The sequence below is a fragment of the Caulobacter sp. 1776 genome, from assembly GCF_040545685.1.
Lineage (GTDB): Bacteria > Pseudomonadota > Alphaproteobacteria > Caulobacterales > Caulobacteraceae > Caulobacter.
Window position 1 is genome coordinate 288,930 of record NZ_JBEPMI010000003.1, and the last position, 13,636, is coordinate 302,565.

Consider the following 13,636-nt stretch of genomic DNA (forward strand, 5'->3'; position numbering starts at 1 on the left):
GATTTCTTGGCCTGAAGACTCAGGCCGCGCCGCGCGCGCTCGTCTGATCCGAGTCCCCGTCTTCGATGTCCAGCGCCAGCACCTTGGCCAGGGCCTCGACCAGCCGCGGAATCTCGACCGGCTTGGGCACCAGGGCGTCCATGCCGGCCTCGGCGTAGAGCGTCCGCTCGTGGGTCAGGACGCTGGCGGTGACGGCGATGATCGGAGTGCGGGGGCGGCCCGTCCGGCGCTCGCCCTCGCGGATCGCCTGGCTGGCCTGGACGCCGTCCATGACCGGCATGTGCACGTCCATCAGGATGGCGTCCCAGCGGTCCTTCTCCCACATGGCCACGGCGTCGCGGCCGTCGACCGCGAAATGGCCGTCGACACCGAGATGGCTCAGCAGGGTCAGCAGCACCGCCCGGTTGGTCTGGTTGTCGTCGACCACCAGGATCTTGGGCGCGGCCCCGTCGTCGAGCTCGGCCGGCGGGATGTCCAGCGCGGCCGGGGTCGGCGCGGCGGCGACCTGGGCCATAGGCACGCTGATCGAGAAGCAGGCTCCGCCTTCCAGTGGGGCCAGAAAGGCGATCTCGCCGCCCATCAGCTCGACCAGGGTCTTGCAGATGGCCAGCCCCAGGCCCGAGCCGCCCGCCCGGCGGGTGCTGGAGCTGTCCAGCTGGGCGAACTTGGTGAAAAGGCGATCGCGCTGGGCCTCGGGGATGCCGACGCCAGTGTCGATGACCCGCGCCGACAGCCTGGCGCCGTCGCCCTCGACGATGACCCGGACCGATCCGGCCTCGGTGAACTTCACGGCGTTGGAGATCAGGTTCGACAGCACCTGGCGCAGGCGCTCGGCGTCGCCCAGGCGCCAGCCGGCCGCCTCGGGCGCGATCTCCAGGCTGAACTCCAGGTCCTTGTCGCGCGCCAGGCCGCCATAGAGCTGGCGCAGGGCGTCGAGCTGGGCGGTCAGGTCGAACGGGGCGGCGACGATGTCCATCTTGCCCGCCTCGATCTTGGAGATGTCGAGAATGGCGTTGATGACGCTGAGCAGCGACTGGCCGGAAGCGCTGATCGTCTCAAGCCGTCGGCGCTGATCAGGCTCCAGCGCGCCGGCGCCCATGATCTGGGCCATGCCCAGCACGCCGTTCAGCGGCGTGCGGATCTCGTGGCTCATGGTGGCCAGGAACTCGGTCTTGGCGCGGTTGGCGGTCTCGGCGGCCAGAGCCAGGTCCTGGGCCTCGGTCTTCAGGCGGCGGTTCTCGGCCAGTTCGCGGGCGAGGTCGGCGTTCAAGGCCTCGCTGGCCAGGCGCGCGCGGACCTCGCGGCCGACGACGCCGCGCATCAGGGCCGACATGCCGATCGCCGCGAAGGCGCCGGCCAGGCCGACGAACAGGTATTGCTCGATCATGTCCGCCGACGCCCGGCCCACCATCGCGGCCAAGCCGGCCATCGCGGCGGCGACGCTGATCAGCGACACCCGCCGGCTCGGCGACGAGATCGCGAAGACCAGGGCCATCAGGACGAAATAGACCAGCTTTTGCGGCTCGAAATGCAGGGTCTGGTAGGCGATGACATTGGCCAGGAAGAGGGCGTTCATGCCCAGGACCACGACCTCCAGCGGCCGGCCCATGATCCGCCCGCGCCGGACGGCGATCCAGCTCCAGAACGCATAGAGCGCCGAGACCGCCGCCAAGCCTTCCAGCACCACCAGCGCCAGGCGCGTCTCGTAGAACGGATGCGATAGACTGATCAGGACATAGTAAATCGCGGCCGCGATCAGGTAGCCGCGGGCGATCGGCACGTAGGCCTGCGTCAGCGCGACCTTGGTCCGCTGTCGTTCGTCAGTCTTCGAAACCGCCAAGACCTGTCCCCGAACTTCCTGAGCCAAGTAGTCTAAAGGCGGGTTGGTTAAGCCTTGTTTCGAAAGGACAATATTTTACAATTCAGACGCCGCTCAGCGACAGTCCGGGGGCGTCTGGCGGGGTTTGGCCACCGCCGTTCAGCGAACGCTGCATCCAAACGAGGTCGACCCAGCGGCCGAACTTGTGGCCCATATCCGGAAAGACGCCTTTCTTTTCAAAGCCCAACGACGCGTGCAGGCCGATCGAGGCGGCGTTGCCGCTGTCGCCGATCACCGCGCACATTTGCCGCAGGCCCAAGGCCTCGCAGGCCTCGATCAGGGCGGTCAGCAGGGCCTTGCCGACGCCGGCGCCGACCGCCTTGGGCGAGACATAGACGCTGTCCTCGACCGTGTAGCGATAGGCCGCGCGCAGGCGGAACGGACCGGCGTAGCAATAGCCGACCACCTCGCCGTCCAGCTCGGCCACCAGATAGGGCAGGCCGCGATCCAGGAAGGCGGCGCGGCGGCGAGCCATCTCGGCCTCGTCCGGCGGGATCTCCTCGAAGGTGCCCAGGCCGTTCAGCACGTTCCAGGCATAGATGCCGGTGATGGCCGGCACGTCGGCGTCGGTCGACGCCCTGATCAGCAAACTCACGCTTTCGCCCAGCCCTGTTCCACCGCCCACACCGCGAAGGCGTAGTCCAAGGCGATCTCCTTGAGGAAGTCAAAGCGTCCGGACGCGCCGCCGTGGCCGGCGTCCATATTGATCTTCAAAAGGACAGGCTTGCCGCTGGTCGAGGCGGGCCGCAGCTTGGCGACCCACTTCTCGGGCTCCCAGTAGGTGACGCGGGGATCCGACAGGCCGCCCGTGGCCAGCACGGCCGGATAGGGCTTGGCCGCGACGTTGTCGTACGGCGAGTAGCTGGCGATGTAGTCGTAGGCTTCCTTGTCCTCCAGTGGATTGCCCCATTCGGGCCATTCGGGCGGGGTCAGCGGCAGGGAGGTGTCGCTCATGGTGTTGACCACGTCGACGAACGGCACGGCGGCGATGATGCCGGCGAACAGATCCGGCCGCATGTTGGTGATCGCGCCCATCAGGAGGCCGCCGGCCGAGCCGCCATAGGCCACCGTGTTCGAAGGCTTGCCGTAGCCGGCGCCGTGCAGGTGCTCGGCGCAGGCGATGAAGTCGGTGAAGGTGTTCTTCTTCTTGAACTTCTTGCCGTCCAGGAACCAGCCCCAGCCCTTTTCCGAGCCGCCGCGCGGGCAGGCCGTGGCCCAGATCCAGCCGCGGTCGACCAGGGAGAGGTTCCGGATCGAGAAGCTGGGCTCCATGGCGATGCCGTAGCTGCCGTAGCCGTACAGCAGCAGCGGGGCCGAGCCGTCCAGCTTGGTTCCCTTCTTCATCAGGATGAAGATCGGCACGTCGGTCCCGTCCGAAGCCTTGGCGTTCAGGCGGCGGGTCTCGTACTGGGCCGGATCGTGGCCAGAGGGGATCTCCTGGGTCTTGCGCAGCGTCCGCTGGCGCGAACCCATGTCGTAGTCGAACCACTGCCGGGGCGTGGTCATCGAATTGTAGACGAAGCGGACCGTGTCGGTATCGTACTCGTAGCCGCCCTCGAGGCTCAGGGCGTAGGCGGCCTCGTCGAAGCCGATCGTGTGCTCGTCGCCGCCGGTAGAGGTGACGACCACCTGGTTCAGGGCGTCGACCTTTTCCAGCCGCACGAACCAGCGCTTGAAGGCCATGGTCCCGGAGATCAGCCGGCCCGGCTGGTGGGCGATCCAGTCCTTCCAGTGAGCCTTGCCGGTCGCGGTCTCGGGCGTGGTGACCAGCTTCCAGTCGACCGCGCCGTCGGCGTTGGTGCGGACCACGAAATGGTCGTTCCAGTGCTCGACCTCATAGCGCAGGCCGACCTCGCGCGGATGGAAGACCACGGGCGTGGCCGTCGGCGCAGCGGCCGGGATCAGCAGGGCCTCGCTGGTCTCCTGGTTGCCGCAGGAGATGACGATGAACTTCTCCGAGGCGGTGACGCCGACGCCGATGAAGAAGCCTTCGTCAGGCTCGTCATAGATCAGCACGTCGTCCTGGGCCGTTCCGCGCGCCGGGCGGCGATAGATCTTGGCCGGGCGGCCGTTGTCGTCCCGGAAAGTCCAATAGAGCCATTGGCTGTCGGGCGAGAAGCAGAAGTCGCCGGTGGTGCTCTCGACCGCGCTCTCCAGCACCGCGCCGGTCGCCAGGTCCTTCACGTGGACGCGGTAGACCTCCGAGCCCTGCTCGTCGACGGCCCAGGCGTAGAGCTTGTGGTCGGGCGAGTGGCTGGCCGCGCCGACCTGGTAGAAAGCCTTGGCCTTCGACTCGGCCTCCTCGTTCAGCAAAATCTCCTCGACGCCGCCATCGTGGGGCTTGCGGGCGTGAATCGGATGCTGCGCGCCCTTCTCGAAGCGGGTGTAATATTCGAACGGACCGTCCTTGGCGGGGACCGAGGCGTCGTCCTCCTTGATGCGACCCTTCATCTCCTCGAACATCCGCGCCTGCAGCGCTTCGGTCGAGGCCAGCATCGCCTTGGTGTAGGCGTTCTCGGCGGTCAGGTGCTCTTTGACGTCGGCCTTGATCAGGCTGGGATCGCGCAGGACCTTCTGCCAGTTGTCGTCCTTCATCCAGGCATAGTCGTCGACGCGGGTGCGACCCAGTTGCTCGATGGTCTTGGGGACCTTTCGCGCGACCGGGGGGCTTGCCGTGTGACTGGGGCGAGCGGCGTCTGAGGACATGGCGGTTCCGAAAGCTATTCCAGGGAGGACTGCGGGGGATGACGTAAGCGTGGCGGCCGCGCGCGTCATCATCTGTCGCCGGTTCATGGCCAGAATTTTCCCCAACAGGCTCTAACGCGCGACTGCGGCAGAACGACAACTTGCGGCGCGAGATTCCTGTGGTCAAACTCTCTCAATAGTCGGGCGACTAGCAGTAGCTGAGCGTAACAAGGGGGCGTCATGCCGTTGGATCTATCCGTCGACCTGATCAAGGCGACGGTCCAGCTTGAGCAGCCACTGGGCGACGGGTCTCGGACCGTCGGCACCGGCTTTCTGATTTCCGATCCGACCCCGGACGGCAAGCCGCGGACCATCCTGATCACCGCCGCCCACGTCTTCGAGAAGATGCCCTCGATGTCGGCGAAGATCGGTTACCGCATCCAAGGCGAGGGCGGCGTCTGGCGCTACGATCCCGAGACGCTGAAGATCCGCGACGGCGACCATCCGCTGTGGGTCAAGCATCCGACCCGCGACGTCGCGGCCCTGGTGGTCGAGGCCCCCGAGGAGTTCGTCAAGGCCGCCATCCCGATCAACTACCTGGCCCAGGACGACACCTTCAACAAGTTCAACCTTGGCCCCGGCGACGAGATGATGGCGCTGGGCTTCCCGCGCGGTCTGGCCGCCAACCCGGCCGGCTTCCCGATCCTGCGCTCGGGCCGCGTGGCTTCGTATCCGCTGGCCCCGGCGACCAACTTCCCGACCTTCCTGATGGACTTCTCGGTGTTCCCCGGCAATTCCGGCGGCCCGGTGTTCATGGCCGAGGGCGCGCGTCGCCGGCCGGGCGCCAGCGAGAGCCAGGAGGTCCAGTTCGTGGCCGGCCTCTTGACCCAGCAGGTCGAACTGTCGGGCGAGCGCCTGGAAATCGGCATCGTCACCCACGCCAAGTTCATCCGCGAGACCCTGGCCATTCTGGACAGGGTTCCCGGCTCGGCCATCACCCAGGCCAAGGCCTCCAAGCCCGAGCCGGCGATGCCGGGCGCGACCCCGGCCGTGGCGGTGTCGGCCATGGCGATGGGCGCGTCTCACTAGGTTTTTCAACGGAACAAGCCCGCTCGCGGCCCGTTTCTTCTGCAACGCACAACAGCAGACAGCAGGAGCGAGCCATGAGCACCAATCGTGTCGAAGGCGCTATCGACAAGGGCGCCGGCGCCATCAAGGAAGCGGCCGGCAAGGCCACCGACAACGAACGCCTGGAAGCCGAGGGCGCCGCCCAGAAGGCCAAGGGCGACATCCAGAACAAGGTCGGCAAGGTCCAGGACAAGATCGGCGACGCGATCAAGCACTGAACGCCCAGCCACGACTGAACGAAGCGGCCGCCGGAGCGATCCGGCGGCCGTTTTGTTTTGCTCCTATGGTGTCATCCCGGAAGCCTCGCAGAGCCTATCGGGACCCAAGGGCCAAGCGCGGCGAAGTGGCCCCTGGGTCCCGGTTCTCCGCTGCGCTGCGACCGGGATGGCACGCTGTTGGGGCGGTAGATTAGGTCCGAGCGAACGCGAGAATGTCCCCGTTCAACCGCTCGATGTGGGTGAACATCAGACCGTGCGGGGCGCCCTCGTAGACGATCAGCTTGGCGTTCGGCGCGAGCGCCGCGTAGCGCTTGCCGCTGGTCTCCAACGGGGCCGAAACGTCCTTGTCGCCGTGGATGATCAGCACCGGCACCTTCACGCCGGGAATCTCGGACCGCAGGTCGGCGGTGGTGGAGGCGCGATTACATTCAACCAGGGCCTTGGCTGTCGTCCCCAGCATCAGCCCTCGGATCCAGTCCATCATCTCGGGCGAGGTCTGCGGCGTCACGAACGGGCGGGCGTTCTCCTCCAGCCACCGCGGATAGTCGCGCAGCAGCACATGGGTGCGGAACTGCTCGAACATCTCGGCGGGGAGACCGGTCGGGTTGTCCGCCTTGCGGGCCGGGCAGGGGCTCATCGGGGCCAGGAACAGCACCTTGCTCACCCGAGCCCCGCCATGGCGGCTGAAATAGCGGACGATCTCGCCGCCGGCCATCGAGTGGCCGACCAGCACCACGTCGCGCAGATCGAGCTGCTCCAGCACCGCCGCCAGGTCATCGGCCAGGGTGTCGTAGTCGTAGCCGTTCCCCGGCGCGTCCGAGCGGCCGTGACCGCGCCGGTCGTAGGACACGCAGCGCAGGCCTTCTTCCGAGAGCGCTGCGGCCTGATAGGCCCAGCATTCGGACGGCAAGCCCCAGCCGGCCAGGAACACCACCGGACGGCCTTCGCCCCAGTCGCGGTGATAGAGCCGGGTTCCGTCGCGGGCGACGATCGAGGCCGGGCGCTTGGCAGCGGCGGGCTTCGGCGCGGCGGTCGCCGGCAGGCTGGCGACGATGGCCCCGATGCCGGTCAGCACGGTGATCGCGTGGCGGCGGGGCAGGGGAGTGGTGGCGGCGGTCATGGCGGTCTCCGGCGAGGTGTCGCTCGTCGTTCGAGCCAGGTCAGGATTTGACCGATCGCGCCGACCGTCGATTACGCGGCAGGTAATGGCGAAGGCGCGCGGCTGGCCCTAGCTTCCGCTCATGAACATCGCGACCACCCCCGCACCCGCCAAGGTCCCGACCATCGGCGAACGCCTGCGCGACTGGCGTCGGAAGCGCCGACTAAGCCAGCTGGACCTGGCGCTCGACGCCGAGATCTCGACCCGCCATCTGTCGTTCCTCGAGACCGGCCGCGCCACGCCCAGCCGCGACATGGTCCTGCGCCTGGCCGAATGCCTGGAGGTTCCCTTGCGCGAACGCAACGCCTTGATGCTGGCCGCCGGCTATGCGCCGGTCTTCCCCGATCGCGCGTTCGATGACCCGAGTCTGGCGACGGTCCGCGCGGCGGTCGAGGCGGTGCTGCACGCCCACATGCCGTTCCCGGCCCTGGCTATCGACCGGCGCTGGATCATGCTGTCCAGCAACGCCGCGCTCGCGCCCTTGCTGGCGGGCGTGTCGCCGAAACTGCTGGACGGGCCGGTCAACGTGCTGCGGGTCAGCCTGCATCCCGAGGGCGTGGCCCCGCGCATCGCCAACCTGGCCGAATGGCGCGGCCACATCCTCTCGCGCCTGCGCCGCCAGCTGGCCGACAGCGGCGACGCCGAGCTGGCCGACCTGATCAAGGAGCTGTCGGCCTATCCCGGCGGCGAGGCCCACCCCCGCGCCGGCGAGGGCCTGATCGCCGCGCCGCTGCGCCTGAACACACCGGACGGCGAACTGTCGTTCCTGTCCGCCACCATGACCTTCGGCTCGCCGCTGGACGTCATGGTGTCGGAACTGGCGATCGAGACCTTCTTGCCGGTCGACGCGGCGACGGCCAGGGCGCTCGGGGCTCAGTCGATCTCTTCGTAGGTCGCCGCGTAGTCGACCGGGAAGTTCACCGACCGGGCGATGAAGCAGACCTTGTGGATCTGGTGATGCACCGCGTCGGCCTTGGCCAGGTCGGCGCCGCGCTGCACCTTGATGTGCGGCTTCAGGGTCGCGCTCAGGAAGCGGCCGGCCCCGTCGGGCGTGCTCTCGCCCACGCCGATCGGCTGGTCCTGGTAGCCGCGCACCACGATCCCGGCGCTGGAGGCCAGGTGCAGGTACCAAAGCATGTGACAGGCGCTCAGCGAAGACAGCAGCAGGTCTTCCGGATTGTGCAGCGTCGGGTCGCCGCCCAGCAGCGGATCGTTGGAGCAGTTGACGACCGGCTTGCCGGGCGTGGCGATGTTCCAGGTGCGGTCGTAGCCGCGATAGGTCTTCGTGCCTTCGCCCCGGTCGCCGGTCCATTCGATCAGGCAGGTGTAGTCGTGCTGCTTGGCCATACGCTCAACGCTCCTCTGGCGCCGTGTCCCTCAGCCGCGCGGTCATGGCGGCGATCTCGTCCCGGCTCCAGCGGCTGTATTTGCGGACGTCGCTGGCCGGATTGAAGCCCAGGCCGAGTGAAATGTGCGGATGGCGGTAAGCCTGCCTCGGTCGGATCGGGCGGGGCGCGAAACCGCCGCCGCAGGTCGGGCAAACGTTCTGCAGCGCCGTCTCGGCGCAATCGGCGCAATAGGTGCACTCGTAGCTGCAGATCCGGGCGTTCAGGGCGTCCGGCGGCAGGTCGAGATCGCAGAGTTCGCAGTTCGGGCGCAGCTGGAGCATGGCGTCGCTTAGCGCGGGCGGGGGGCTGGCGAAATGACGGAGAAGCCTCGTTTTCCGCCATTCCAACTCCGTGTCATCCCGGCCGCAGCGAAGCGGAGAGCCGGGACCGCCCCAGGCTCGGCGCTTTCGGCGGTCCCGGATCGGCCTTCGGCCGTCCGGGATGACAGGAGGGGAAGGGGAGCTACTCCCCGTAGATCACCGAGATCGTCTCGGCCACGCAGGCGGGGCGTTCCTCGCCCTCGATCTCGATGGTGCACTCGTTCTTCATCTGCAGGCCGCCGGACTTGGGCTCGACGGAGACCAGCTTCTGGCGCATGCGCACGCGCTTGCCGACCCGGACCATGCCGGTGAAGCGGACCTTGTCGCAGCCGTAGTTGATGCCGCGTGTGACGCCCGTGATCCGCAGGATGCCGGCGCCCAGCATCGGAATCAGCGACAGGGTCAGAAAGCCGTGGGCGATCGGGCCGCCGATCTCCTTGGTGGCGCGCTCGACGTCGACGTGGATCCACTGGTGGTCGCCGGTGGCCTCGGCGAACAGGTTGACGCGCTCCTGGGTGACCTCGACCCAGTCGGACACCCCGATCTCCTGACCGACCAGGCTGGCGACGTCGGCGTAGGCGACTTCCTTCATGGCGTTTTCTCCCCACTCAACTTTGGCAAACAGTTGTTTGGATACGTGGCATGACGATGGGTGGAGGGCAAGCTATGAAGCCTGTCATCCCGGCCGCAGCGAAGCGGAGAGCCGGGACCGCGCCAGGCTCGGAGCTTCCGGTGGTCCCGGATCGGCGCGCCGCGCGCTTGTCCGGGATGACAGCTCTAGTTGAAGGTCGAAACCACCAGCCAGACGTTGGCCGCCGAGATCACCACGAACAGAAACCAGGCCACGATCCGGGTGGGCCAACCGTTGGCGAAGGCGCCCATCAACCCCTTATCGTCGGTGAAGCGCAGCAGCGGCCAGATGGCGAACGGCAGCTGGGCGGAAAGCACCACCTGGGTCAGGACCAGCAGTCTGCCGACCGAGCCTTCGCCCATCGTCATCACCCCGATCAGGGCCGGGACGATGGCCAGGCCGCGGGTGATCAGCCGCCGCTGCCAGCATGGGATCTTCAAATCGAGGAAGCCCTCCAGGATCACCTGGCCGGCGATCGTGCCGGTGAAGGTCGAGCTCTGGCCCGAGGCGAACAGGGCGACGGCGAACAGCGCCCCGGCCAGCACCCCGCCGGTGACCGGCGCCAGCAGTTGGTGCGCCTCCTCGATGCCCGCGACCTCCCGCAGTCCGGTTCCATGGAAAGCCGAGGCCGCCAGCACCAGGATGGCGGCGTTGATGAACAGCGCCAGGAACAGCGAGACGACGGTGTCGATGGTCGACAGCCGGATGGCCGCCCGCTTGCCCGGCTCGTCGGCGGGGGTCACCCGCGTCTGCACGATCGACGAGTGCAGATAGAGGTTATGCGGCATGATCGTCGCGCCCAGGATGCCGATCGCCAGATAGAGGGCGTTGCCCTGCTTCAGCGCGTCCAGCGACGGGACCAGCCCGCGCGCCACGTCGGCGGCGTTCGGCGGGGCCAGGATCAGCTGAACCAGGAAACACACCCCGACCGTCAGGATCAGGCCCAGGATGATCGCTTCCAGCTGCCGGAAGCCTTTGCCCTTCAGGCCCAGCACGATGACCGTGTCCAGCGCGGTCAGCAGCACCCCCGCCCACAGCGGTATGCCCAGCAGCAGCTTGAAGGCCAGGGCGCTGCCCAGCACCTCGGCGATGTCACAGGCGATGATGGCCAGCTCGGCCAGCAGCCATTGGATCTTGACCGCGCGCGGCCCGAACCGCTCACGCGACATCCGCGCCAGGTCCTTGCCGGTGACCAGGCCCAGCCGCATGGCCAGGGTCTGCAGCACGATGGCCGCCAGGCTCGACAGCACGACGACGAACAGCAAGGACGTCCCGTACCGCGATCCGGCCTCGATGTCGGTCGCCCAGTTGCCGGGGTCCATGTAGCCGACGCTGACCAGCAGACCGGGGCCGGCGACGCGCAGCATCCGCTTCCAGGTCGATAGGCCGTCCGGGACGGCGACGGCGCCGCGCACCTCCGCCGGACAGAACGGCGCGGTGGCGGTCTTGGGAAGCGAGAACCGGGGGAGACGGTCGAGCAGGGCGGCGAGCATATGGCCTAGTTAGAGGTGGGCCTCGCCGCTGTCAGCCCTCCAGGGCCGCGCGGGCGGTGTGGGGCAGTAGGCTGACCGCCTGGTCGAGCAATTCACGCCACGCCTCGCCACGTTCGCGGGCTTCGGCATAGGCGTCGCGCAGGGCGAAGGGGTCGTCCTCCGCGAGGATCTCGATCAGTTGCGCGGCCTGTAGCCGGTCCTTGAGGCCCTTCTCCGGATTGACCTTGCGGTCGCGGCTGACGATCAGCTTGTGCACGGCATAGCGCGCGGGGGAGGGGACATTCACCAAAACGCCGGCGCCGTGTAGCAGGGCGGTTTCGATCGGATCGCGTAGAAGAAAGTCCATGAAAGTCAGAGGGACTGCGTCGCTACCAAGCGCATTTAGGAAAGATGGCGCATCACGTGGCGCACCTCGATTGGTCGTCAGCACGTCGACCCGATAGCGTTCGCCCAGCGAGTAGCTGGTAGCCTTCGCGGCATCGAACACATAGCTAATGGGCGCGAAGCGTGGATCAAGGTCGCGTAAAATCTCCAGGACAGGTCGTTCCAATTCATCGTCAATTTTGGAAGAAACGCCAAAATCCTGCGCGATATCTAGGTCTTGTGTCGCCATGCTGGAAATCGCCAGGCGGGCGGCCAAGTGCGCCGCGTAGGTTTGGTAGGCGATCGTACCGACAATGAGGGCTCTTAGTCGGAAGGCCCCCGCCTGCGCCAGTAGGGCGACGATCTCGCCCGTTATCCGATCAGGCTTCGGAACGCCGGAGGCAATGATCGCCGCTACCAGTCGGCGCCGGTCTTCTACATCGGCGCGATACTCTCCGTGACTTTCCATCCGTTCGCGGAGGTCGTCGCTGTCAGGTCCTATATAGATTTGCTTGCGGCTGTAGTCTCCGCCGGTTGGCAATTGGACGTACCAATAGAGGCGACCCTTCACGGTTTTGGAGACGAAACTCGATCCGGCCGGAAATTCGCCGAAACGCGCGAGGCGCAGGCGTTCGATCAATTCCGCGTAGCTGTTGCTCGCCGAAAATGGCAGGCGCTGGATCATATCGGCAAGTTATACGCAAATCCGAAATCTGCGTATAACTTTTCCGCGCGGGCGTCCGACGTTCAGATGATCCGGCTCTCGCTCTTGCCCCAATAGGCGTCGCGGATCAGCCGCTTGTAGAGCTTGCCGGTCGGGTGCCGGGGCAGTTCGGCCATGAAGTCGATCCGGCGCGGCGACTTCACGTGGCTGAGATTGGCGCGGGCGAAGGCCAGCAGCTCGGCGGCGAGGGCGGTCTGGTCCTCGGCCGGGTCCATCGGCTGGATCACCGCCACGACCTGCTCGCCCATCTCCTCGCACGGCGCGCCCACGACGGCGGCGTCGGCGACCTTGGGGTGGGTGATCAGCAGGTTCTCGATCTCTTGCGGATAGATGTTCACCCCGCCCGAGATGATCATGAAGCTCTTGCGGTCGGTCAGGTAGAGATAGCCGTCCTCGTCCGCCCAGCCGACGTCGCCCAGCGTCGTCCAGCCGTGCTTGTTGTAGCTCTCGGCCGTCTTCTCCGGCGCGTTGTGATAGTTCACCGCCGGGCCGTTGGCGAAATAGACGGCGCCCTCGGTGCGGGGCGGCACGGGGTCGCCAGCGTCGTCGCAGATCCGCAGCTCGCCCAGCACCGCCTGGCCGACGCTGCCCTTGCGGGCCAGCCAGTTGGCGGAATTGATCCAGCAGAAGCCGTTGCCCTCGGTGCCGGCGTAGTACTCGTAGATCACCGGACCCCACCAGGCGATCATCTGCTCCTTGACCGGAACGGGGCAGGGCGCGGCGGCGTGGACGGCCGACGTCATCGAAGACAGATCGTACTGGGCGCGCGCCGCCTCAGGCAGCTTCAGCATCCGCACGAAGTGGGTCGGGACGAACTGGCCGCAGGTGATGCGATGTTTCTCGATCAGGGCCAGGGCGGCCTCCGGATCGAACTTCTCCATCACCACCACCGTGCCGCCCAGCTTGTGGACGGTCATGCACCAGCGCAGCGGCGCGGCGTGATAGAGCGGGGCGGGCGAGAGGTAGACGCTGTCGGCCGAGAAGCCGAACAGCCCCTGGGCCATCGCCTGCAGGGCGTGGGGCGCGTCGATCGGCCCGCCGCTGAGGGCCGGCTTGACGCCCTTGGGCCGGCCGGTGGTGCCGGACGAATAGAGCATGTCCGAGCCGGCGGTCTGGTCGGCGATCGGCGTGGTCGGCTCCGACGCGCGGGTCTCTTCGAAGTCGGCATAGGCGCCCTGGGGACCGCCGACGGCGAACCGGGTCAGGTCGGGGACCAGCCGAGCGACCTCGTCGATCAGCGGGCCCATGGCGGTGGAGGTGACGAACACCTTCGCCCCGCAGTCCCTCAGGATGTACTCGACCTCGCCGGCGGTCAGCTTGGTCGAGATGCAGACGTAGTAGAGGCCGGCCCGCTGCGCCGCCCAGGTGATCTCGAACAGGCGGGCGTTGTTCTCCATCAGGATGGCGACGACGTCGCCGGGCCGCAGGCCCAGCGACCGGAACAGATGCGCGCCCTGGTTCGACCGCGCGTCCAGCTGGGCGTAGGTCACCACCTCGCCCGAGCCGGCCATGACGTAGGCGGGTTTGTCCGGTTGCGTCTGGGCGTGAAGGTGGGGGTGCATCGCGATATCTCAGCTAAAGCTGTCATCCCGGGCGTAGCGGAGCGGAGACCCGGGACCGCGGAAAACTCGGCGTTCGTGGTGGTCCC

The 13,636-nt window shown here is 67.3% G+C and carries 11 protein-coding genes and 2 pseudogenes; 3 read left to right on the top strand and 10 right to left on the bottom strand.

Annotated elements, in window-relative coordinates:
• Nucleotides 1-19: 19 nt before the first annotated feature.
• The 3 genes from ABIC66_RS09895 to ABIC66_RS09905 all read right to left on the bottom strand — a co-directional run bounded on the left by ABIC66_RS09895 (nucleotide 20) and on the right by ABIC66_RS09905 (nucleotide 4,672).
• Nucleotides 20-1,840: an ATP-binding protein gene (locus ABIC66_RS09895; RefSeq protein ID WP_354069829.1), complete on the bottom strand. Its 1,821-nt coding sequence runs from the start codon at nucleotides 1,838-1,840 to the stop codon at nucleotides 20-22.
• Nucleotides 1,841-1,922: 82 nt separating this feature from the next.
• Nucleotides 1,923-2,474, bottom strand: a complete 552-nt coding sequence (locus ABIC66_RS09900; RefSeq protein ID WP_354069830.1) for a GNAT family N-acetyltransferase — start codon at nucleotides 2,472-2,474, stop codon at nucleotides 1,923-1,925.
• Nucleotides 2,471-4,672, bottom strand: a complete 2,202-nt coding sequence (locus ABIC66_RS09905) for a S9 family peptidase (RefSeq protein WP_354069832.1) — start codon at nucleotides 4,670-4,672, stop codon at nucleotides 2,471-2,473. The genes ABIC66_RS09900 and ABIC66_RS09905 overlap by 4 nt, the downstream gene beginning before the upstream one ends.
• Before the next feature lie 35 nt (nucleotides 4,673-4,707).
• Here ABIC66_RS09905 and ABIC66_RS09910 point away from each other — a divergent pair.
• Both ABIC66_RS09910 and ABIC66_RS09915 read left to right on the top strand, forming a co-directional pair.
• Nucleotides 4,708-5,653 (top strand): annotated as a pseudogene (locus ABIC66_RS09910) (trypsin-like serine peptidase).
• A 74-nt stretch (nucleotides 5,654-5,727) separates the two neighbouring features.
• Nucleotides 5,728-5,918: pseudogene (locus tag ABIC66_RS09915) on the top strand (CsbD family protein); the annotation flags it as partial.
• A 182-nt stretch (nucleotides 5,919-6,100) separates the two neighbouring features.
• On the opposite strand, the gene ABIC66_RS09920 reads toward ABIC66_RS09915, so the two are convergent.
• On the bottom strand, nucleotides 6,101-7,030 hold the full coding sequence (locus ABIC66_RS09920; protein WP_354069833.1) for an alpha/beta fold hydrolase: 930 nt from the start codon (nucleotides 7,028-7,030) through the stop codon (nucleotides 6,101-6,103).
• Between the two features lie 121 nt (nucleotides 7,031-7,151).
• On the opposite strand from ABIC66_RS09920, the gene ABIC66_RS09925 reads away from it, so the two are divergent.
• Nucleotides 7,152-7,961: an MmyB family transcriptional regulator gene (locus ABIC66_RS09925; RefSeq protein WP_354069835.1), complete on the top strand. Its 810-nt coding sequence runs from the start codon at nucleotides 7,152-7,154 to the stop codon at nucleotides 7,959-7,961.
• Here ABIC66_RS09925 and ABIC66_RS09930 read toward each other — a convergent pair.
• From ABIC66_RS09930 to ABIC66_RS09955, 6 genes are all read right to left on the bottom strand, one after another.
• Nucleotides 7,943-8,416, bottom strand: coding sequence for an OsmC family protein (locus ABIC66_RS09930; RefSeq protein WP_354069836.1), 474 nt, complete (start codon nucleotides 8,414-8,416; stop codon nucleotides 7,943-7,945). The genes ABIC66_RS09925 and ABIC66_RS09930 overlap by 19 nt on opposite strands.
• Before the next feature lie 4 nt (nucleotides 8,417-8,420).
• Nucleotides 8,421-8,738, bottom strand: a complete 318-nt coding sequence (locus ABIC66_RS09935; RefSeq protein ID WP_354069837.1) for a DUF1272 domain-containing protein — start codon at nucleotides 8,736-8,738, stop codon at nucleotides 8,421-8,423.
• 181 nt (nucleotides 8,739-8,919) lie between these two features.
• Nucleotides 8,920-9,369: a MaoC family dehydratase gene (locus ABIC66_RS09940; protein WP_354069839.1), complete on the bottom strand. Its 450-nt coding sequence runs from the start codon at nucleotides 9,367-9,369 to the stop codon at nucleotides 8,920-8,922.
• Nucleotides 9,370-9,554: 185 nt separating this feature from the next.
• Entirely contained in the window at nucleotides 9,555-10,901 is a 1,347-nt protein-coding gene (locus ABIC66_RS09945; protein ID WP_354069840.1) for an Nramp family divalent metal transporter, read from the bottom strand.
• A 31-nt stretch (nucleotides 10,902-10,932) separates the two neighbouring features.
• On the bottom strand, nucleotides 10,933-11,949 hold the full coding sequence (locus ABIC66_RS09950; protein WP_354069842.1) for a nucleotidyltransferase family protein: 1,017 nt from the start codon (nucleotides 11,947-11,949) through the stop codon (nucleotides 10,933-10,935).
• Nucleotides 11,950-12,011: 62 nt separating this feature from the next.
• The gene (locus tag ABIC66_RS09955) at nucleotides 12,012-13,550 is read right to left on the bottom strand and encodes an acyl-CoA synthetase (RefSeq protein WP_354069844.1); all 1,539 of its coding nucleotides are present in this window, start codon (nucleotides 13,548-13,550) and stop codon (nucleotides 12,012-12,014) included.
• Between the last annotated feature and the right edge of the window lie 86 nt (nucleotides 13,551-13,636).

Excerpts from the sequence above, each read along its gene's own strand:
- ABIC66_RS09905 (WP_354069832.1), bottom strand. The coding sequence starts at position 4,672 with ATGAACCGGCGACAGATGATGACGCGCGCGGCCGCCACGCTTACGTCA.
- ABIC66_RS09920 (WP_354069833.1), bottom strand. The coding sequence starts at position 7,030 with ATGACCGCCGCCACCACTCCCCTGCCCCGCCGCCACGCGATCACCGTG.
- ABIC66_RS09925 (WP_354069835.1), top strand. The coding sequence starts at position 7,152 with ATGAACATCGCGACCACCCCCGCACCCGCCAAGGTCCCGACCATCGGC.
- ABIC66_RS09930 (WP_354069836.1), bottom strand. The coding sequence starts at position 8,416 with ATGGCCAAGCAGCACGACTACACCTGCCTGATCGAATGGACCGGCGAC.
- ABIC66_RS09935 (WP_354069837.1), bottom strand. The coding sequence starts at position 8,738 with ATGCTCCAGCTGCGCCCGAACTGCGAACTCTGCGATCTCGACCTGCCG.
- ABIC66_RS09940 (WP_354069839.1), bottom strand. The coding sequence starts at position 9,369 with ATGAAGGAAGTCGCCTACGCCGACGTCGCCAGCCTGGTCGGTCAGGAG.
- ABIC66_RS09945 (WP_354069840.1), bottom strand. The coding sequence starts at position 10,901 with ATGCTCGCCGCCCTGCTCGACCGTCTCCCCCGGTTCTCGCTTCCCAAG.
- ABIC66_RS09950 (WP_354069842.1), bottom strand. The coding sequence starts at position 11,949 with ATGATCCAGCGCCTGCCATTTTCGGCGAGCAACAGCTACGCGGAATTG.
- ABIC66_RS09955 (WP_354069844.1), bottom strand. The coding sequence starts at position 13,550 with ATGCACCCCCACCTTCACGCCCAGACGCAACCGGACAAACCCGCCTAC.